The following is an 18909-nucleotide window of genomic DNA, read 5'->3' as shown; positions in this document are numbered from 1 at the left end:
CGCCTGGCGCGCCGCCTGCCGCGGACGCCCCCGTACCCGGGGCCACAGCCCCCGGGGGACAGCCGATCCCCCCGCAGTCCCCGGCCCCTGAGGGCCAGGCTGCGGCGGGCCCGACGACCGCAGCTGGGGCGGCCGATGCGGCCGGTACGGCCGGTGTCGCCGGAACCCCCGCCGGGCGGATGCCGCGGTGGTTGCCGCGGGCGATGGCGCTGGCGCTGGCGCTCTACGCGTGCTTCCAGCTCGGGAGCTGGGCGTTCCACCAGCTCATCGGGCTGCTGCTCAACATCCTCATCGCGTTCTTCCTCGCGCTCGCCGTCGAGCCCGCCGTCGGGCGGATGGCCGCGCGCGGGATGCGGCGCGGTCTCGCCACGTTCCTGGTGTTCCTGGGCGTCCTCGTCGCCGGCGTCGGGTTCGTCGTCCTCCTCGGATCGATGCTCGCCGGGCAGATCGTCGACATGGTCGAAGACCTCCCCAAGAACCTCGACTCCGTCATCAACTGGATCAACCAGACCTTCGACACCGAGCTGTCCCGGGTCGCCGTCCAGGACAGCCTGCTGCGCTCCGACTGGCTCAGGCAGTACGTCGAGAACAGCGCGAGCGGCGTCCTCGACGTCTCCGCCACCGTCCTCGGCGGCCTCTTCAAGCTCCTGACGATCTTCCTGTTCTCGTTCTACTTCGCCGCCGACGGCCCCCGTCTGCGCCGCGCGCTGTGCTCGGTCCTGCCGCCCGCGAAGCAGGCCGAGGTGCTCCGCGCCTGGGAGATCGCCGTCGACAAGACCGGCGGCTACCTCTACTCACGCGGACTGATGGCGCTCATCTCCGGTGTCGCGCACTTCGTCCTGCTGGAGTTCCTGGAGGTGCCCTACGCGCCCGCGCTGGCCGTGTGGGTCGGGCTGGTCTCCCAGTTCATCCCCACCATCGGCACGTACCTGGCGGGCGCCCTGCCCATGCTCATCGCCTTCACCGTCGAGCCCTGGTACGCGCTGTGGGTGCTCGCGTTCGTCGTCGTGTACCAGCAGTTCGAGAACTACGTCCTCCAGCCCAAGCTGACGGCGAAGACCGTGGACATCCACCCGGCCGTGGCCTTCGGCTCGGTCGTCGCGGGCACCGCGCTGCTCGGCGCGGTCGGCGCGCTGATCGCGATCCCCGCCGTCGCCACGCTCCAGGCGTTCCTCGGCGCGTACGTGAAGCGGTACGACGTGACGGAGGACCCGCGCGTGCACGGCCACCGGCGGCACGGCGAGATGGTCCTCGCCCGCCTCCAGCGCGCCCTGCGCACCAACCGGGACCAGGAGCCGTCGCCGGACGGCGGCTCCTCCTGACCCGGCCGCGCCGCGCCGCGCCCGCCCAGCCGTACTGGAACACCGCCGTGATCACCCCCCTAGCGCCGCCCCGATGCTCACCAGGTTCAGCAGCGCGGTCGGGGCTCGTCGTCGAACCCGGCCGACACCGTCGCGGCCAGCGTCCAGCCGACCACGAACAGGCTGACCCCGCCCGCCACGGCCATGTCGGCCACCCGACCGGTCGGACGCCCACGACGGACGGGTGAGGGGAGCGCCATGCCACGAAGGATAGGCGGCCACCGCGTTCGTCCACAGCGGTGTGGCTCGCTTGACACCAAAATCGAACATCCATTCTTATGGGGGCGTGGCCTGGTATTCCGCGAGGTTCTGCCGGAGTTGTCCACAGGCCGAAGGCACGTCGAGGCGCATTGTCAGTGGCAGGGGTTAGCGTCTTTGACGTGAAGCGATCGACTCAAGCAAACCGGGTGGAGCCCATGGCAGGAACCGACCGCGAGAAGGCGCTCGACGCCGCGCTCGCACAGATTGAACGGCAGTTCGGCAAGGGCGCCGTGATGCGCATGGGCGACCGGACGAAGGAGCCCATCGAGGTCATCCCGACCGGCTCGACCGCGCTCGACGTGGCGCTCGGCGTCGGTGGCCTGCCGCGCGGCCGTGTGGTGGAGATCTACGGCCCGGAGTCCTCGGGTAAGACGACCCTGACCCTGCACGCCGTGGCGAACGCGCAGAAGGCCGGCGGCCAGGTCGCCTTCGTGGACGCCGAGCACGCGCTGGACCCCGAGTACGCCCGGAAGCTCGGCGTCGACATCGACAACCTGATCCTGTCCCAGCCGGACAACGGCGAGCAGGCCCTGGAGATCGTGGACATGCTGGTCCGCTCCGGTGCGCTCGACCTCATCGTCATCGACTCGGTCGCCGCCCTCGTGCCGCGCGCCGAGATCGAGGGCGAGATGGGCGACTCGCACGTCGGTCTCCAGGCCCGTCTGATGAGCCAGGCCCTCCGGAAGATCACCAGCGCGCTCAACCAGTCCAAGACCACGGCGATCTTCATCAACCAGCTCCGCGAGAAGATCGGCGTGATGTTCGGCTCGCCGGAGACCACGACCGGTGGCCGCGCCCTGAAGTTCTACGCATCGGTCCGTATCGACATCCGCCGCATCGAGACCCTCAAGGACGGCACGGAGGCGGTCGGCAACCGCACCCGCTGCAAGGTCGTCAAGAACAAGGTCGCCCCGCCCTTCAAGCAGGCCGAGTTCGACATCCTGTACGGCCAGGGCATCAGCCGCGAGGGCGGCCTGATCGACATGGGCGTGGAGCACGGCTTCATCCGCAAGGCGGGCGCCTGGTACACGTACGAGGGCGACCAGCTCGGCCAGGGCAAGGAGAACGCCCGTAACTTCCTGAAGGACAACCCCGATCTCGCCAACGAGATCGAGAAGAAGATCAAGGAGAAGCTGGGCGTCGGCGTCCGGCCGGACGCCGACGCGGGCGAGTCCGTCACGGACGCCGCCGGCTCCGCGACCGCCGCGCCGGCGGAAGAGGCCGCCAAGTCGGTGCCCGCACCGGCGACCAAGGCCACCAAGGCGACCAAGGCCGCAGCGGCCAAGAGCTGAGCCATGGCCCGGCGCACCGAATGGCCGGGCGACAGCTCCGACTCGTCGAGGGCCGAGAAGGAGCTGCCGCCCCTGGATCCGGGTGAGCAGGCGCGGGCGATCTGCCTGCGCCTGCTCACCGGGATGCCGCGCACCCGCAAGCAACTCGCGGACGCGCTGCACAAGCGAGGAATCCCCGACGAGGTCGCCGACGACGTCCTGTCCCGCTTCGAGGACGTCGGTCTCATCGACGACGCCGCGTTCGCCGGGGCCTGGGTGGAGTCCCGGCACCACGGCCGGGGGCTGGCCCGCCGCGCCCTGGCCAGGGAGCTGCGGACCAAGGGGGTCGACTCCGCCGTGATCGACGAGGCGGTCGCACAGCTGGACCCGGAACAGGAGGAGGCGACCGCGCGCGAGCTCGTCGACCGCAAGCTCCGCTCCACCCGGGGCCTCGACCGCGACCGCCGCCTCCGCCGCCTGGCCGGGATGCTCGCCCGCAAGGGCTACCCGGAGGGCCTCGCCCTACGGGTCGTCAGACAGGCCCTGGAGGAGGAAGGCGAGGACACGGACGGCCTCGACACCGAAGCGTTCTGACCCGCACCGTGGCCGGGACAGCTCCGACGGCGCGCCTTCGGAGCCGGGGACGCTACGCCGACGCAGGACGCCTCCAGGGTCGCGCCGCCGAGTGCCCCGTCGCCCGCGGCCCGGCGGAAGCCGCCCCGTGCGGGCCGGGTACGTGACACGGGGCAGAACGCCCGGGACCGCGCCCGGAGTCGCCCGTGCCGCGTAGCCCGCGGCCGCCGGGCGGCGGAAGCCGCGCGACGGTCAGGAGCGGGAGCGTCGGGCCACCCGCTGCCCAAGGCCCACGGAAGCCGCCTGGTGCGGTCAAAGGCGGGAGTCAGGAGCAGGAGCAGGCCAAGGGGCAAGAGGCATGGGCCGAGGGTCAGGTCGCGTGGGCGGTTTCCGTGTCGCGGCGGGCCGTGCCGCCCTCGTCCGCCGGCTCGGTGCCGGGCGCCGGGGCCGTGGGCGCGCCGCCGCGTACCGCGTCCGCCGCCGCATGCAGGGCGGCCGGCCGTACGCCGCTCAACGCGGCCGCCAGGTGGCCGTCGGGCCGCACCAGCAGCACCGTGTGGGCGGCCGCCCCCGGATAGGCCTCCGCCACCAGCAGCTCACCGCGCATCGGCAGCGCCCGTACGGCTTCGGCCAGCCGGGGCATCACGCCCGCGGTCACCCAGTGCCGCCGGTCCCACACGCCGGTGCCGGGCGCGACCAGCACCACCAGCAGGCCATGCCCCAGCCGCTCGCACAGCCGCCCGGAGGTACCGTCCAGCGCCGTGACCGGCACATCGGCGACCGGCGCGCCCAGCGCCGTACCGACGTCCGCGTCCGCTTCGTCGCCCACCGGCGCCAGCGGCGAGTTCGGGTAGGCGGGCGGCGCACCCAGCGGGCCGCGCCCCAGGTGACCGTCCGTCAGCAGCACGTCGTGGCCCCGGCCCCCGCCCCGCAGATACGTCCGCAGACCGCCCCCGCCGCGCAGTACCGGCAGCGACTGGTCGGCGGCCCGCAGCCGTGCGGCGACCGCCGTGCGGCGCTCCGCCTGGTAGCTGTCGAGCAGCACCTCCGAAGGCCCCTCGTGCCACGCCTGGGCCAGCTTCCACGCCAGGTTCTCCGCGTCCCGCAGCCCCTCGTCCAGGCCCTGCGTGCCGAGCGCCCCCAGCAGATGCGCCGCGTCCCCGGCCAGGAACGCCCGGTCCACCCGCCAGCGCCGCGCCAGCCGGTGGTGCAGCGTGTACACGCCGGTGTCGACCAGCTCGTACACGGGCGTGTCCGCGCACCACCCGGACAGCGTCTCGCGGATCCGCCACACCAGCGCGTCCGGCGTCACCAGCTCACCGCGCGGCGGCAGCAGCCAGTCCAGCCGCCAGCCGTTCCCGGGCAGCGGACGCGCCGTCACCTCCTCGCCGCCACCCCGCCACGGCGGCTGACGGTGCAGCACTCCCTCGCCCGGCCACGGCAGCTCCGTACGCAGCGTCGCGACCGCGTGCCGCTCCACCGCCGTACGCCCCGGGAAGCGGACGCCCAGCAGCTTCCGCACCGTCGACCGCGCCCCGTCGCAGCCCACCAGGAAGCTGCCCCGCCACAGACCCGACCCGGCGCCCCGCGTGTGCACCGCGACACCGCTCGCGTCCTGTTCGAGCGTGTCGACCCGGCTGTCCGCGACCAGTTGGACCAGACCCGGGTCGCGCAGCGCCCCGACGGCCCCGCGCATCGCCCGCGTCAACGCGTGCTGCGGAAGGTGCAGCGGCGCGGCGACCTCGTCGTCCTCGTGGCCGGCGCCGCCCACGACGTACCCGGAGCCCGCGATGCCCACGGCCCCCTCGACGCCCCCGACGCCCCCGACGCCCTCCGCCCGTACGCCCCGGCCGCCCGTGAACGACACGGCGCGCACGACCTGCTTGCGCCGCAGCGACCGCCACCCCGCCCAGCGGAGGCCCTCATCCCGTACGGCACCGGCGCAGCCGAGCCGCTCCACGAACGCCGCCGTGTCCGCGCGCAGCACCGCCGTACGGGCGGGACGGTGCTCTTCCTTGCCGGTCCCCTCGTCCAGGACGACCGAGGGAACCTCGTGCGCGGCGAGCGCGAGCGACAGCGCGAGCCCGACCGGCCCGGCGCCGACGATGATCACCGGTTCCACGGCGTGACTCCTGCGACTGCTGCGGCTCGTACGGCTGCTGTGGCCGCTGAGGCTCCGGTGATTCCGGCGACGCGTACGGACGCGAGGTGACCGAGGTGAGCGAGGTGAGCAGGGGTGACACGGGGAGGTACGGGGGGAGTCCGGTGAATGATCACAGAACGTATGCAACCCACTGCGGGTGCTTGCGTCAAGTGACGGGCCGCAGCGCGCGTGCGCACGAGGAGCGCACGCACACACGAAGGGGAGGCGGCCGCTTGGCCACCTCCCCTCCCCGTGCGCGTGGGCCGCGTCAGGGACGCCTGGGCCCGTCCTCGTCCTCACGGTGGGGCACCGCCACCTCGGCGGCGACACCGCCGCCCATGTCGGTGTCGATCTCCGTGATGTCGACGGTCGCGCCGGTGGTCCGCTTCCCGCGCCGCAGCGCGCCCTCAAGCCAGCTCGCGAACCGGGTCAGCAGGCCGTTCACGACGATGAAGAGGACGGCCACGACCGTGAACGCGGCGATGACGTTCCCGAAGTTCGAGCTGATCAGGCGCACCTGGGACATCAGCTCGGGCAGGCCCAGGATCGCGCCGCCCAGCGCCGTGTCCTTGACGATGACGACGAGCTGGCTGACGAGCGCCGGGAGCATCGCCGTGACCGCCTGCGGCAGCAGCACGTACGTCATGGTCTGGCCCTTGCGCATACCGATCGCCTTGGCCGCGTCGGTCTGGCCGTGCGGCAGGGCCAGGATGCCCGCCCGGACGATCTCCGCGATGACGGAGGCGTTGTACAGGACCAGGCCCGTGACGACCGCGTACAACGGACGTACGTCCGAGCTGACGTTGGTGAACTGCGCGAACAACTGGTTCGCGAAGATCATCATCAGCAGGACCGGGATGGCCCGGAAGAACTCCACGACCGTGCCCACGGGCACCCGCACCCAGGCGTGGTCCGAGAGCCGGCCGATACCGAGCAGCGCGCCCAGCGGCAGGGCGATGACCAGGGCGAGCGCCGCGGCCTTCACCGTTTCGCCGAGGCCCGGCAGCAGGAAGGTGGTCCACACCCGGGCGTCCGTGACGAACGGGCTCCACTTGTCCGCGGCGAGCTCGTCCTTGTCCGCCATGACGGACAGCACCCACCAGACCACCGCCACCAGGGCGGCGACGAAGAGCACCGAGTAGAGGACGTTCCGCCGCTTGGCCTTCGGACCCGGGGCGTCGTACAGAACGGAGGTCATCGCTTCACCGCCACACGCTTGGCCACCCAGCCGAGAAGCAGGCCGGTGGGGAGAGTGAGAACGACGAACCCGAAGGCGAAGACGCCGAACACGGCGAACAACTGGTCGGCCTCGTTCTCGATCATGTCCTTCATCAGGCTCGCTGCCTCGACCACACCGATCGCGGCCGCGACGGTGGTGTTCTTCGTCAGGGCGATCAGCACATTGGCCAGCGGCGCCACCACCGAGCGGAACGCCTGCGGCAGCACGATGAGCGTGAGCACCTGAGTGAAGCTCAGCCCCAGCGCGCGGGCGGCCTCCGCCTGCCCCACCGGCACGGTGTTGATACCGGAGCGCAGCGCCTCACAGACGAACGTTCCGGTGTACGCGACGAGACCCAGGACGGCCATCCGGAAGCCGATCTCCTCGAAGTCCCCGCCGCCCATCGAGAAGCCCAGCGTCTGATGGAGCGCGAGAGAGCAGGCCACGATGATGATCGTCAGCGGCGTGTTGCGCACCATGTTGACGTACACCGTGCCGAAGGCCCGCATCAGAGGGACCGGGCTCACCCGCATGCCCGCCAGCAGCGTGCCCCAGATCAGGGATCCCACCGCCGAGTAGAAGGCCAGTTGGACCGTCACCCAGAAGGCGCCGAGCAGGTCGTACTGCGGATTGTCTAGAAAGTCGAACACGTTGACCCGCGCTCTCCCCTGGTCGGATCGTGGGGGACGCCGTCGGCTCCGGCCGGAGCCGACGGCGTCTCACCCTGGCTGCTGGTTCTGGTCGACCGCCGCGTGAGCCGCGGTCTCAGCTCACTTCTCGGTGATCGCGGGAGCCGGCTCGGCCTTGTAGTTGGCCGGGCCGAGGTTCTTCTCGACGAACTTGTCCCAGGAGCCGTCCGACTTCATCTTCTCCAGCGCGGCGTTGATCTTGCCGCGGAGGTCGGTGTCGCCCTTCTTCAGGCCGATGCCGTAGGGCTCGTCGCTCAGCTTCAGACCGGCCAGCTTGAACTTGCCCTTGTACTGGTCCTGCGCCGCGTAACCGGCCAGGATCGAGTCGTCGGTCGTCAGGGCGTCGACCGTCCCCTTCTCCAGACCGGACAGGCACTCCGAGTAGCCGCCCAGCGTCTGCAGGTCCGCCTTCGGGGCCAGCTTCTCCTTGACGTTCTGCGCCGACGTCGAGCCGGTGACCGAGCAGAGCTTCTTCGTGTTGAGGTCCTCGGCCTTGGTGATCGAGGTCTCGTCGGCACGCAGCAGCAGGTCCTGGTGGGCCAGGAAGTACGGGCCGGCGAAGTCGACGACGGCCTTGCGCTTGTCGTTGATCGTGTACGTGGCGACGACGAACTTCACGTCACCGTTCTTGATCAGGTTCTCGCGCTCGGCGCTGGGCGCCTGCTTCCACTCGATCTGGTTCGGCTCGTAGCCGAGCTCCTTGGCGACGTACGTGGCGACGTCGACGTCGAAGCCGGTGTACTTGCCGTCCGGGGTCTTCAGGCCCCAGCCGGGCTGGTCGAACTTGATACCGACGGTGATCTTGTCGCCGTCGGCGCCGGAGCCGCCGTCGCCGCCGCACGCGGTCGCGGTGAGCGAGAGAGTCAGAACCGCGGCGAGGGCCGCACTGGTCTTGCGGAACTGCATGATGAACATCCCTTGTGTCGTGGTCCGGCCGTGATCCGGCGTCGGGGGTGGGAAGGGGGGTGACGGACACCCAGGTGACGGACGCCCAAGTGACGGACGTCCGGGGCGCCTGGGGCCCAGGGTTCGCATACCGGATATCTCGGGATATCGGGATATCAGGCACAGGGGGCCCGGCACCAGATCTCGGGAACCTTCAGTGGTGAAGGATCTTCGACAGGAAGTCCTTCGCCCGGTCGCTGCGCGGGTTGCTGAAGAACTGGTCCGGCGTCGCCTCTTCGACGATCTTGCCGTCCGCCATGAAGACCACACGGTTGGCGGCGGACCGCGCGAAGCCCATCTCGTGCGTGACGACGACCATCGTCATGCCCTCACGGGCCAGCTGCTGCATGACCTCCAGGACCTCGTTGATCATCTCCGGGTCGAGCGCCGATGTGGGCTCGTCGAAGAGCATGACCTTCGGGTCCATCGCCAGCGCCCGCGCGATCGCGACGCGCTGCTGCTGACCGCCGGAGAGCTGCGCCGGGTACTTGTCGGCCTGCGTGCCGACACCTACCCGGTCCAGCAGCGCGCGCGCCTTCTGCTCCGCGGCCTTCTTGTCCGCCTTGCGGACCTTGACCTGGCCCAGCATGACGTTCTCCAGCACCGTCTTGTGCGCGAAGAGGTTGAACGACTGGAACACCATGCCGACGTCGGCCCGCAGCCGGGCCAGCTCCTTGCCCTCGCTGGGCAGTGGCTTGCCGTCGATCGTGATGGTGCCCGAGTCGATCGTCTCCAGGCGGTTGATGGTGCGGCACAGCGTGGACTTCCCGGACCCGGAGGGCCCGATCACGACCACGACCTCGCCCCGGGCGATGGTCAGATCGATGTCCTGGAGCACGTGCAGCGCGCCGAAGTGCTTGTTGACATCGCTGAGCACTACCAGGTCGCCGGCCGTCGGTGCGGTGTCCTCCGCGCCCTTGGTGACTGACACTCCGCTCATCGGCCTCTCGCTCCGTCCTGCTCGGTTGCAGAGGACATTAAGCACGCCCTGCGAGCAGCGTCATCACATCTGAGCGGAAATTGAGCATAACGATCCGGCTGCAACCCGACACTCCGCGTGAACGGGGCGGCGTGTCGGAATACGGCTGGGTAACGGAATCCCGGGCGTGGCGGCGGCGCACTTGACTGCGGGCACGACATCGGGCGTTCATGCCCTGGTACACGTAGCGCGCCCGGGCATGCACCCATGTCCGGCACAGCCGCCCGACCAGCGGAACGACGCGCCGCACGACGGACCGCGTAACACCGCCGGGGCGCGGAGCGATCCACCTTCGGAGGGGGGCCAGAGAATGAGACTGCTGCTTGTCGAGGACGACGACCACGTCGCCGCGGCCCTGTCCGCCATACTCACGCGGCACGGCTTCGCCGTGACGCACGCCAGGAACGGCGAGGAGGCGCTCAGGGCGGTCCTCCCCACCGACGACCCCGGCCGGATGCCGTTCGGCGTCATCCTGCTCGACCTCGGCCTGCCCGACCAGGACGGCTACCAGGTCTGCGGCAAGCTGCGGAAGCTCACCAGCACGCCCGTGATCATGGTGACCGCCCGCTCGGACGTCCGCTCCCGCATCCACGGCCTCAACCTCGGCGCCGACGACTACGTGGTCAAGCCGTACGACACCGGTGAGCTGCTCGCCCGTATCCACGCCGTCAGCCGGCGCCGCTCCGGCTCCGGTGACGGAGAGGACACCGGCTCGCACCCCGTCGTGGGAGCGCCCGCCGAACCGCTGCGGCTCGGCGCCGTCGTCATCGAGCTGCCCACCCGCCGGGTCAGCGTGGACGGGACGGCCGTGCCGCTCACCCGCAAGGAGTTCGACCTGCTGGCGCTGCTCGCCCAGCGGCCCGGCGTGGTCTTCCGCCGCGAGCAGATCATCAGCGAGGTCTGGCGGACCAGCTGGGAGGGGACCGGCCGCACCCTGGAGGTCCACGTGGCGTCGCTGCGCGCCAAACTCCGTATGCCCGCCCTGATCGAGACCGTACGCGGCGTCGGCTACCGCCTGGTGGCCCCCGCCGCGCCGCCCACGGCCGGCTGACCCGGCGCCCGGACCAGGAACCAGGACCAGGACCAGGAAGCGGCCGGCGACCCTTGCGTACGCGTCTTCTCCCTCTGCTCATCGTCCTCATGGCGGGCGTGCTGCTGGCCCTCGGGTTCCCGCTCGCCGGGAGCCTGGCCGCCGCGCACCAGCAGACGGTGGTCGTCGACCGCATCGACGACACGGCGCGCTTCGCGGCGATCGCCCAGTTCGTCACCGAGACCGGCCCCGGCATCGACGAGCGCAGAGCCACCCTCCAGGGCGAACTCGCCCGCTACCACAGCGTGTACGGCATCGAGGCCGGCGTCTTCTACCGCGACGGCACCGCCATGGCCGCCGCCCCAGTCGGCTGGGCCATACCGGACGAGGGCGAACTGAACCGGGTCTTCGGTGAGGCACTCCTCGGCCGCCGCTCCCACGACCCGCCCCAGGTGTGGCCCTGGCAGGACGGCGCCCGCCTCGCCGTGGCCTCCCCGGTCGTACGGGACGGGGACGTCGTGGCCGTCGTCGTCACCGACTCGCCGACCGGGCAGCTGCGCTCCCGCATCCTGCACGGCTGGCTGTTCATCGCCGCGGGGGAGTGCGCCGCGATGCTGCTCGCCGTGGGCGCCGCCTTCCGGCTCACCGGGTGGGTGCTCAAGCCGGTACGGATCCTCGACGCGGCCACGCACGACATCGCCACCGGCCGGCTCAACTCACGTGTCGCCGCCGCGAGCGGGCCCCCGGAACTCCGGCGCCTGGCCCGCTCGTTCAACGAGATGGCGGACAACGTCGAGGACGTGCTGGAGCAGCAGCGCGCCTTCGTCGCGGACGCCTCCCACCAGTTGCGCAACCCGCTCGCCGCGCTGCTGCTCCGTATCGAGCTCCTCGCCCTCGAACTCCCCGAGGGCAACGAGGAGATCGCCTCCGTACGGACCGAGGGCAAGCGTCTCGCCACGGTCCTCGACGACCTGCTGGACCTGGCGCTGGCCGAACACGCGTCCGCCGACCTCCGGCTGACCGACATCGGGCAGCTCACGTGCGAACGGGTCGCCGCGTGGCGGCCGCTGGCCGAGGAGAAGGGCATCCGGCTGACCGGCTCCCGGCTGCCCGCCGTCACGGCCTGGGCGGACCCGGTGGCGCTGTCCAGCGCCCTGGACGCCGTGATCGACAACGCGCTCAAGTTCACGCACGCGGGCGAGGAGGTCACCGTCGAGGTCGCAGCGGCGGGCGACACATCGACCGTCGTCGTCGCGGACCGCGGCCCCGGCCTCACCGACGAGGAACTCGACCGTGTCGGGGACCGCTTCTGGCGCAGCAACCGCCACCAGAACGTCAAGGGCTCGGGGCTCGGCCTGTCCATATGCCGGGCCCTCCTCGCCACGGGCGGCGGCTCGCTCACGTACGCCCACAACGAGCCCAGCGGCCTGCGCGTGACCGTCGCCGTCCCCCGCACCCGGCCGGGCGCCGACGAACCGGCCCCGGCCCCTACGGCTTGACCGAGCGGTAGTAGCGCCGGGCGCCCTCGTGGAGGGGCAGCGGGTCGGTGTAGATCGCCGTGCGCAGGTCCACGAGCTGCGCCGGGTGCACCACCCGGCCGATCCGGTCCCGGCTCCCGATCACGGTCCGTGTCACGCCCTCGGTCAGCGCGGCGTCCATCCGGTCCGTCGTCACCAGCAGGTTCGCCACCGCCATGGTCGCCACCGGCTCGCCGTCCTGCGCCCGGGCGTAGGCGTCCGCCGGTATCACAGCGGACCGGTAGTAGCGGCTCGGCCCGCCCTTCTCGTGCACCGTGTCGACGAGCTCGGGCTCCAGCGGCACGAGCCGGATCGGGAAGCGCTCCGAGAGCCGCAGCACGGCGTTCGTGGGCAGCCCGCCGGACCAGAAGAACGCGTCCAGCTCCCCCTTCTCCATCAGGCCCGGCATGGTGTCGATCCCCGCCGGTACCGGCCGCACGTCCTTCGCCGGGTCGAGCCCCGCCGCCATCAGGAGCCGGTCAGCGAGCAGCCGCACCCCCGAACCGTCCTGCCCGACCCCCACCCGCAGCCCCCGCAGGTCCCGGGTGGACCGGACGGCCGAGCCCTTCGGCACCACCAGTTGTACGTAGTCGTCGTACAGCCGCGTGCAGCCGCGCAGCCGCTCCCAGCCGGGCCGCTTCTCGCGCAGGTACGTGGCGACCGCGTCCGCCGTGGCGATCGTGAAGTCGGCCTCCCCGGACGCGAGGCGGGCCAGGTTCTGCTGCGAGCCCTCGCTGTCCCGCAAACCCGTCGACACCTCGGGCAGGTTCCGGCCGAGCGCCTCCTGCAGCAGCTCGCCGTACCGCTGGTACACGCCGGTCGGCACCCCGGTGCTGAACGTGATCTGCCCGCGCGGCTCGGCCTCGCGGTCCGGCACGAGCCACCACAGCAGCAGCGCCGCCACCGCCAGCAACGCGGCCGCCGCCTGACGTGCGCGGCGGCGTCCGGCGCGGCCGTGCGGCAGCCGGAGGGACCGGGACAGGACGGGAGACATGCGCGCGATCCTGCCAGCCGACACGCCGCGAGGGAACCGCCCTCACGACACGTGACGGCGTGGAAGCACCGGGTCTCCGGTCAGGCGACGCGTCTCACCCACCGCCGGGCTCGACCGCCTACGGGCCGCCGCATGTCGGGCGCCGCATGTCGGGCGCCGCATGTCGGGCGCCGCATGTAGGGCGCCGCGCAATCTGACGTGACGTCAGAGTGGGCTGAGCGGCCGGCCCGGCCGCGAAGCTGCGCCGAGAGGGGGCGACGGGGCGGTCAGGCGGCGTCGCGCAGCCTGCGGTGGAGCGTGGCGGCGAAGTCCTCGGCGGCCATCAACTGGGCCCGCAGCTTCTCGCAGCGCGCGTCCGCGACCTTCCGGTACGCGTCCAGGCGCTCGCGCAGACGCCGGCGCTCCTCCTCGGCGGGCGGGTCGTCGGTGGCCGCGATGCGGTCGGTGATCTCCAGCAGGTCCCGCATCTCCTCCAGCGAGAAGTCCAGCGGCTTCATCCGGCGGACGACCATGAGCCGGTCCACGTCCGCCTCCGTGTAGAGCCGGAAGCCGCCCTTGCTGCGGGCGGACGGCGTGACGAGGCCCACGTCCTCGTAGTGGCGGATCGTACGCAGCGACAGACCGGTCCTCTCGGCCACCTCACCGATCTGCATCTGCCGCCGCTGGTCCGCCATCGCCCGCCGTCTCCGTCCTGCCGCGCACTGCCGAGGGTCCCAGCACACGCGGCGCGTGTCCGGAATCACAGCCCGAGTGTGCCGTTTACCTGCATTTCACAAGCCACAAGTCGCACTCTGCCCTCACGTCAGGGTAGAGTCATTCGCGTTCGCCCCCGTACGGCTCCCGACGGAGCCGACAGCGGGCGGCGACCCACAGCTTCCGGGCAATGATGCCCGACCGGCGGCCGGCTCACGGCCGCCACTCCCACCGGCAGGGCCCCCGTCGAGGCCGGGCCGCCGGGGACTCCCCTCGGTTGCGGAGTCGCCTACGAAGCGCGCGTGCGTCCAGCGGTCATGGTCGTGTGCGCCCGAACAGAAATGGTCGCATGTCCTCACCGCTCGCTGCTGTGCCCAAGCTGTCCAAGCCCGACTGGCTTGCCTCCCCGAAGGTCTTCCGCACCGAGGTCCTCGCCGGCCTGGTGGTGGCCCTGGCGCTGATCCCCGAGGCGATCTCGTTCTCGATCATCGCCGGTGTGGATCCGGCGGTCGGTCTGTTCGCGTCGTTCACGATGGCCGTGGTCATCGCGATCGTGGGCGGGCGCAAGGCGATGATCTCGGCAGCGACCGGGGCCATAGCCCTGGTCATCGCCCCGCTGAACCACGAGTACGGCCTCGGCTATCTGATCGCGGCAGTGATCCTCGGTGGCCTGATGCAGATCGTCCTCGGTGCGCTCGGGGTCGCCAAGCTGATGCGGTTCATCCCGCGCAGCGTCATGGTCGGCTTCGTCAATGCCCTGGCGATCCTGATCTTCATGGCGCAGGTGCCGGAGATGCGGGACGTGCCGTGGGTGGTCTATCCGCTGATCATCGGCGGGCTGGCGATGATGGTGTTCTTCCCGAAGCTCACGACCGTGGTTCCGGCGCCGCTGGTGTCCATCGTGATCCTGACCGTCATCACCGTCGGTGCCGGGCTGGCGGTGCCGACCGTGGGCGACAAGGGCGAGCTGCCGTCGTCGCTGCCGGTGCCGGGCCTGCCGGACGTGCCGTTCACGCTCGACACGCTGGCCACCATCGCTCCGTACGCCTTCGCGTTCGCGCTGGTCGGTCTGATGGAGTCGCTGATGACGGCCAAGCTGGTCGACGACATCACCGACACCCACTCCAACAAGACCCGCGAGTCCCTCGGCCAGGGCATCGCCAACGTCGTCACCGGCTTCTTCGGCGGCATGGGCGGCTGCGCCATGATCGGCCAGACGATGATCAACGTGAAGGTGTCGGGTGCGCGCACCCGCCTGTCGACGTTCCTCGCCGGTGTCTTCCTGATGGTCCTGTGCGTGGTCTTCGGCCCGGTCGTCTCCGACATCCCCATGGCCGCTCTCGTCGCCGTCATGATCATGGTGTCGGTCGCCACCTTCGACTGGCACTCCGTCCAGCCGAAGACGCTGAAGCGGATGCCGCTGGGCGAGACCCTCGTCATGGCCGTGACCGTGGCCGTCGTCGTCGCCACGCACAACCTCGCCATCGGCGTCATCGTCGGCTCCCTGACCGCCATGGTGATCTTCGCCAAGCGCGTCGCCCACCTCGCCCAGGTCACCGGCGTGGTGGACCCGGACGGCAACCAGGTCGTGTACGCGGTCACCGGCGAGCTGTTCTTCGCCTCGTCCAACGACCTCGTCTACCAGTTCGACTACAAGGACGATCCGGACGACGTCGTCATCGACCTGTCCGACGCCCACATCTGGGACGCCTCCTCCGTCGCCGCCCTCGACGCGATCGAGACCAAGTACGCCCAGCGCGGCAAGAAGGTCACCATCATCGGCCTCAACAAGCCCAGCGCCGAGATGCACGACAAACTCGCCGGACAACTCACCGCGGGCCACTGAACACCGGCCGCCCCGGCCCGCCCGATCAGGTGGAGGGGCGCCTCCCGCGCCCCCTTACCCTTGATGCATGACCAGCAGCAGTGACCGGACCGGAGCAGTGGACGAAGTGGGCGTTGCTCGAAGCTACGAAGTACGCACCTACGGGTGTCAGATGAACGTCCACGACTCCGAGCGTCTCTCCGGCCTGCTGGAGGACGCCGGGTACGTCCGCGCGCCCGAGGGCTCCGACGGCGAGGCAGACGTCGTCGTCTTCAACACCTGCGCCGTCCGCGAGAACGCCGACAACAAGCTGTACGGCAACCTCGGCCGGCTCGCCCCCGTCAAGGCCCGCAAGCCCGGCATGCAGATCGCCGTCGGCGGCTGCCTCGCCCAGAAGGACCGCGACACCATCGTCAAGAAGGCGCCGTGGGTCGACGTCGTCTTCGGCACGCACAACATCGGCAAGCTGCCCGTCCTGCTGGAGCGCGCCCGCGTCCAGGAGGAGGCGCAGGTCGAGATCGCGGAGTCGCTGGAGGCGTTCCCCTCCACGCTCCCGACCCGCCGCGAGTCCGCGTACGCCGCGTGGGTGTCGATCTCCGTCGGCTGCAACAACACCTGCACCTTCTGCATCGTCCCCGCGCTGCGCGGCAAGGAGAAGGACCGCCGCCCCGGCGACATCCTCGCCGAGATCGAGGCCCTGGTCGGCGAGGGCGTCTCCGAGATCACCCTGCTCGGTCAGAACGTGAACGCGTACGGCTCCGACATCGGCGACCGCGAGGCGTTCAGCAAGCTCCTGCGCGCCTGCGGGAACATCGAGGGCCTGGAGCGTGTCCGCTTCACCTCGCCGCACCCGCGCGACTTCACGGACGACGTGATCGCCGCCATGGCCGAGACGCCGAACGTGATGCCGCAGCTGCACATGCCGCTCCAGTCCGGCTCCGACACCGTACTGAAGGCGATGCGCCGCTCGTACCGCCAGGAGCGCTTCCTCGGCATCATCGAGAAGGTCCGCGCCGCCATCCCGCACGCCGCGATCTCCACCGACATCATCGTGGGCTTCCCCGGCGAGACCGAGGAGGACTTCGAGCAGACCCTGCACGTCGTCCGCGAGGCCCGCTTCGCCCAGGCCTTCACCTTCCAGTACTCCAAGCGCCCCGGCACGCCCGCGGCCGACATGGACGGCCAGATCCCGAAGGAGGTCGTGCAGGCGCGCTACGAGCGGCTGGTAGCCCTCCAGGAGGAGATCTCCTGGGAGGAGAACAAGAAGCAGGTCGGCCGCACGGTCGACGTCATGGTCGCGGAGGGCGAGGGCCGCAAGGACGACGCCACGCGGCGCCTGTCCGGGCGCGCCCCCGACAACCGGCTCGTCCACTTCACGAAGCCGGACGAGGAGGTGCGCCCCGGCGACGTCGTGACCGTCGAGATCACCTACGCGGCCCCGCACCACCTGCTGGCCGAGGGGCCGACCACGGCGATCCGCCGCACGCGAGCGGGCGACGCCTGGGAGAAGCGCAACGCGGCCGTGGCCGCCAGGCCGGCCGGTGTGATGCTGGGCCTGCCCAAGATCGGCGCGCCCGAGCCGCAGCAGCCCGTGGCGTCGGCCGGCTGCGGCTGCGACTGACCTGGTGGCCGGCTGACCGGCGGGGGAGGGGATGGTTCGTGTCCATACGCAGATGGGGTCTGATCGTCGAGGAGACCGACGGCATGGGTGAGCGCAAGGCCTACTCGGCCAGCGTCCTCGAACATGTCACGGGCACCCGGGAGCAGGCTCTGGCCCGCCTGGAGGAACGCGCCCGCCGGTACGTGCCGCAGCATCCGATGAGCCCGAACGTCACCCGGCTCTACCGCACGTCCGAGGGCTTCCTCCAGGTCAACGAAGGATCGATGCGCAGCTACGGCTGCCGCTTCTCCGTCGCGGAACTGCTGTACGACAGCGTGGAGGAGGCGCGGGCCGCCGCGGCCGCACGCGAGGCGGAACGCCAGGCGGAGGCACAGCGAAAGGCCGCCGAGAAGGCAGCCAAGCGCGCCGCACGCAAGCCTTGGTTCGGCGGCTGACGGGACGCCCGACGGCCGACGCCCGACGGCCGACGCCTGACGGCCGGCTGCTGGCGTGGCGGTGGGCTGAATGTCGATGGCGTCGCCGGGCGGCCGGTGGGGCGGCAGACGGGACGGTCGATGCCCCACGCCCAACGGCCGGATGGGCGGCCGACGCCTGACGGCCGGCTGCCGACGGGGCGGCAGGCTGAATGCCGATGGACGGTGCCAGGTGGCCGCTGGGGCGGCAGACGGTCGATGCTCGGCCGCCGGACGGCCTGACGGGGCGGTCGGCTGAATGCCGCTGGGGCCTGCCAGTCGGCCGAGGGACGGGCTGCCGGGAGTTCGACGGGCAGCTGCCGGGAAGGCTGATGGGCGGCCGACGGCCGACAGCTGACGGGGCCGCCGACGGGCGACAGTTCACGGGGCGGCTGCCGGGCGACAGTTCACGGGGCGGCTGCCGGGTGGCCGGTGAGGTCGCTGGCGGGTGTGGGGCGGAGGTGCCCTCGCGGGACCGTTCGGCCGGGCGGTTCCCGTCTCGGGCGTCCGCTGGGGCTACGCTGCGGATCATGCTTGTCGCCGCAGCCGTCTGCCCCTGCCCGCCCCTCCTCGTGCCCGACGTCGCCGCAGGTGCCGCGCCCGAGCTCGACGACGTGCGCGTCGCCTGCCTGGACGCGCTCGGTGTGCTCGCCGCCTCCCGCCCCGACCGGCTCGTCGTCGTCGGCCCCGACCCGGCGGCGGACGCCCCGGACACCGGCGGCACCGTGGCGTACCCGGGCGGTACGCCGGGCGGGCTCGGCGGCTTCGGCGTCGACCTCGACGTGACGCTCGGCGCCGGGGAGCCGGACGTCACGCCCGTCCGTACCCTGCCCGCCTCCCTCGCCGTGGCCGCGTGGCTGCTGAGCCGCGCCGACTGGGCCGACGCCCCCGTCGAGGGGCTCGGGCTGTCCGAGCGGCTGGACCCTGAGCGCTGCGCCCAGGCGGGGCGCGACGTGGCCGCGCGGGCGCCGCGTATCGCCCTGCTGGTCATGGGCGACGGCACCGCCAGCCGCAGCGTGAAGGCACCGGGCTACCTGGACGAGCGGGCCGCCCCCTTCGACGCGCGGGTCGCCCGCGCCCTGGGCGCCGCCGACGCGGCCGCACTGGCGGAGCTGGACGCCGACCTCGCGTACGAGCTGAAGGCCGCAGGCCGCGCCCCCTGGCAGCTGCTGGCCGGCGCCGCCGCCGTCAGCCCGGCGGCCGGACTGACGGGCCGCCTGCTGTACGAGGACGCTCCGTACGGCGTCGGGTACATGGTCGCCACCTGGTCGTAGTCCGGCGAACGGCCCCGCGAGCGGCACAGAGAACAGCGCAGCACGACGGCGGGCGGCCGCGG

The 18909-nt window shown here is 71.7% G+C and carries 17 protein-coding genes; 9 read left to right on the top strand and 8 right to left on the bottom strand.

Annotated features, from left to right (window positions below):
• Positions 1 to 179 precede the first annotated feature (179 nt).
• A complete protein-coding gene (locus tag HTZ82_RS24285; RefSeq protein WP_175411548.1) occupies positions 180 to 1322 on the top strand; it encodes an AI-2E family transporter in 1143 nt (380 codons plus the stop codon).
• 86 nt (positions 1323 to 1408) lie between these two features.
• Here the strand turns inward: HTZ82_RS24285 and HTZ82_RS24280 are convergent, their stop codons facing one another.
• Positions 1409 to 1561 carry a hypothetical protein gene (locus HTZ82_RS24280; protein WP_175411547.1) on the bottom strand — a complete coding sequence of 51 codons (153 nt, stop codon included), beginning with the start codon at positions 1559 to 1561 and terminating at the stop codon, positions 1409 to 1411.
• A gap of 216 nt (positions 1562 to 1777) precedes the next feature.
• Here HTZ82_RS24280 and recA point away from each other — a divergent pair, with 216 nt between their 5' ends.
• Both recA and recX read left to right on the top strand, forming a co-directional pair.
• On the top strand, positions 1778 to 2914 hold the full coding sequence (recA, locus tag HTZ82_RS24275; protein WP_175411546.1) for a recombinase RecA: 1137 nt from the start codon (positions 1778 to 1780) through the stop codon (positions 2912 to 2914).
• Between the two features lie 3 nt (positions 2915 to 2917).
• Positions 2918 to 3487 (top strand): recombination regulator RecX, encoded by a 570-nt coding sequence (recX, locus tag HTZ82_RS24270; protein ID WP_175411545.1) that lies wholly within the window; start codon positions 2918 to 2920, stop codon positions 3485 to 3487.
• Positions 3488 to 3836: 349 nt separating this feature from the next.
• Here the strand turns inward: recX and HTZ82_RS24265 are convergent, their stop codons facing one another.
• The 5 genes from HTZ82_RS24265 to HTZ82_RS24245 form a co-directional block, all read right to left on the bottom strand.
• A complete protein-coding gene (locus HTZ82_RS24265) occupies positions 3837 to 5588 on the bottom strand; it encodes an FAD-dependent monooxygenase (RefSeq protein WP_175411544.1) in 1752 nt (583 codons plus the stop codon).
• 289 nt (positions 5589 to 5877) lie between these two features.
• Positions 5878 to 6807: an amino acid ABC transporter permease gene (locus HTZ82_RS24260; RefSeq protein WP_175411543.1), complete on the bottom strand. Its 930-nt coding sequence runs from the start codon at positions 6805 to 6807 to the stop codon at positions 5878 to 5880.
• Positions 6804 to 7478 carry an amino acid ABC transporter permease gene (locus tag HTZ82_RS24255; RefSeq protein WP_175411542.1) on the bottom strand — a complete coding sequence of 225 codons (675 nt, stop codon included), beginning with the start codon at positions 7476 to 7478 and terminating at the stop codon, positions 6804 to 6806. The genes HTZ82_RS24260 and HTZ82_RS24255 overlap by 4 nt, the downstream gene beginning before the upstream one ends.
• A gap of 120 nt (positions 7479 to 7598) precedes the next feature.
• Positions 7599 to 8423 carry a glutamate ABC transporter substrate-binding protein gene (locus tag HTZ82_RS24250; RefSeq protein ID WP_175411541.1) on the bottom strand — a complete coding sequence of 275 codons (825 nt, stop codon included), beginning with the start codon at positions 8421 to 8423 and terminating at the stop codon, positions 7599 to 7601.
• A gap of 193 nt (positions 8424 to 8616) precedes the next feature.
• Positions 8617 to 9402 carry an amino acid ABC transporter ATP-binding protein gene (locus tag HTZ82_RS24245; RefSeq protein ID WP_175411540.1) on the bottom strand — a complete coding sequence of 262 codons (786 nt, stop codon included), beginning with the start codon at positions 9400 to 9402 and terminating at the stop codon, positions 8617 to 8619.
• 349 nt (positions 9403 to 9751) lie between these two features.
• Here HTZ82_RS24245 and HTZ82_RS24240 point away from each other — a divergent pair, with 349 nt between their 5' ends.
• Complete coding sequence (locus HTZ82_RS24240) at positions 9752 to 10492, top strand: response regulator transcription factor (protein ID WP_175411539.1); 741 nt, start codon at positions 9752 to 9754, stop codon at positions 10490 to 10492.
• Between the two features lie 53 nt (positions 10493 to 10545).
• Positions 10546 to 11970: a HAMP domain-containing sensor histidine kinase gene (locus HTZ82_RS24235; RefSeq protein WP_175411538.1), complete on the top strand. Its 1425-nt coding sequence runs from the start codon at positions 10546 to 10548 to the stop codon at positions 11968 to 11970.
• On the opposite strand, the gene HTZ82_RS24230 is transcribed toward HTZ82_RS24235, so the two are convergent.
• Positions 11960 to 12982 (bottom strand): TAXI family TRAP transporter solute-binding subunit, encoded by a 1023-nt coding sequence (locus HTZ82_RS24230; protein WP_175411537.1) that lies wholly within the window; start codon positions 12980 to 12982, stop codon positions 11960 to 11962. The two genes, HTZ82_RS24235 and HTZ82_RS24230, sit on opposite strands and share 11 nt — an antisense overlap.
• A gap of 266 nt (positions 12983 to 13248) precedes the next feature.
• Entirely contained in the window at positions 13249 to 13656 is a 408-nt protein-coding gene (locus HTZ82_RS24225; RefSeq protein ID WP_175411536.1) for a MerR family transcriptional regulator, read from the bottom strand.
• Positions 13657 to 14024: 368 nt separating this feature from the next.
• Here HTZ82_RS24225 and HTZ82_RS24220 point away from each other — a divergent pair, with 368 nt between their 5' ends.
• The 4 genes from HTZ82_RS24220 (at position 14025) to HTZ82_RS24205 (ending at position 18847) form a co-directional block, all read left to right on the top strand.
• A complete protein-coding gene (locus HTZ82_RS24220; protein ID WP_175411535.1) occupies positions 14025 to 15521 on the top strand; it encodes a SulP family inorganic anion transporter in 1497 nt (498 codons plus the stop codon).
• 67 nt (positions 15522 to 15588) lie between these two features.
• Positions 15589 to 17121 carry a tRNA (N6-isopentenyl adenosine(37)-C2)-methylthiotransferase MiaB gene (miaB, locus tag HTZ82_RS24215; protein ID WP_175411534.1) on the top strand — a complete coding sequence of 511 codons (1533 nt, stop codon included), beginning with the start codon at positions 15589 to 15591 and terminating at the stop codon, positions 17119 to 17121.
• Positions 17122 to 17159: 38 nt separating this feature from the next.
• Positions 17160 to 17555 carry a hypothetical protein gene (locus HTZ82_RS24210; RefSeq protein ID WP_175411533.1) on the top strand — a complete coding sequence of 132 codons (396 nt, stop codon included), beginning with the start codon at positions 17160 to 17162 and terminating at the stop codon, positions 17553 to 17555.
• 548 nt (positions 17556 to 18103) lie between these two features.
• Positions 18104 to 18847 carry a hypothetical protein gene (locus HTZ82_RS24205; protein ID WP_175411532.1) on the top strand — a complete coding sequence of 248 codons (744 nt, stop codon included), beginning with the start codon at positions 18104 to 18106 and terminating at the stop codon, positions 18845 to 18847.
• Positions 18848 to 18909 lie beyond the last annotated feature (62 nt).

This window comes from Streptomyces sp. TRM64462 (assembly GCF_013362995.1).
Lineage (GTDB): Bacteria > Actinomycetota > Actinomycetes > Streptomycetales > Streptomycetaceae > Streptomyces.
This window is presented reverse-complemented; position numbering and strand designations above follow the sequence as displayed.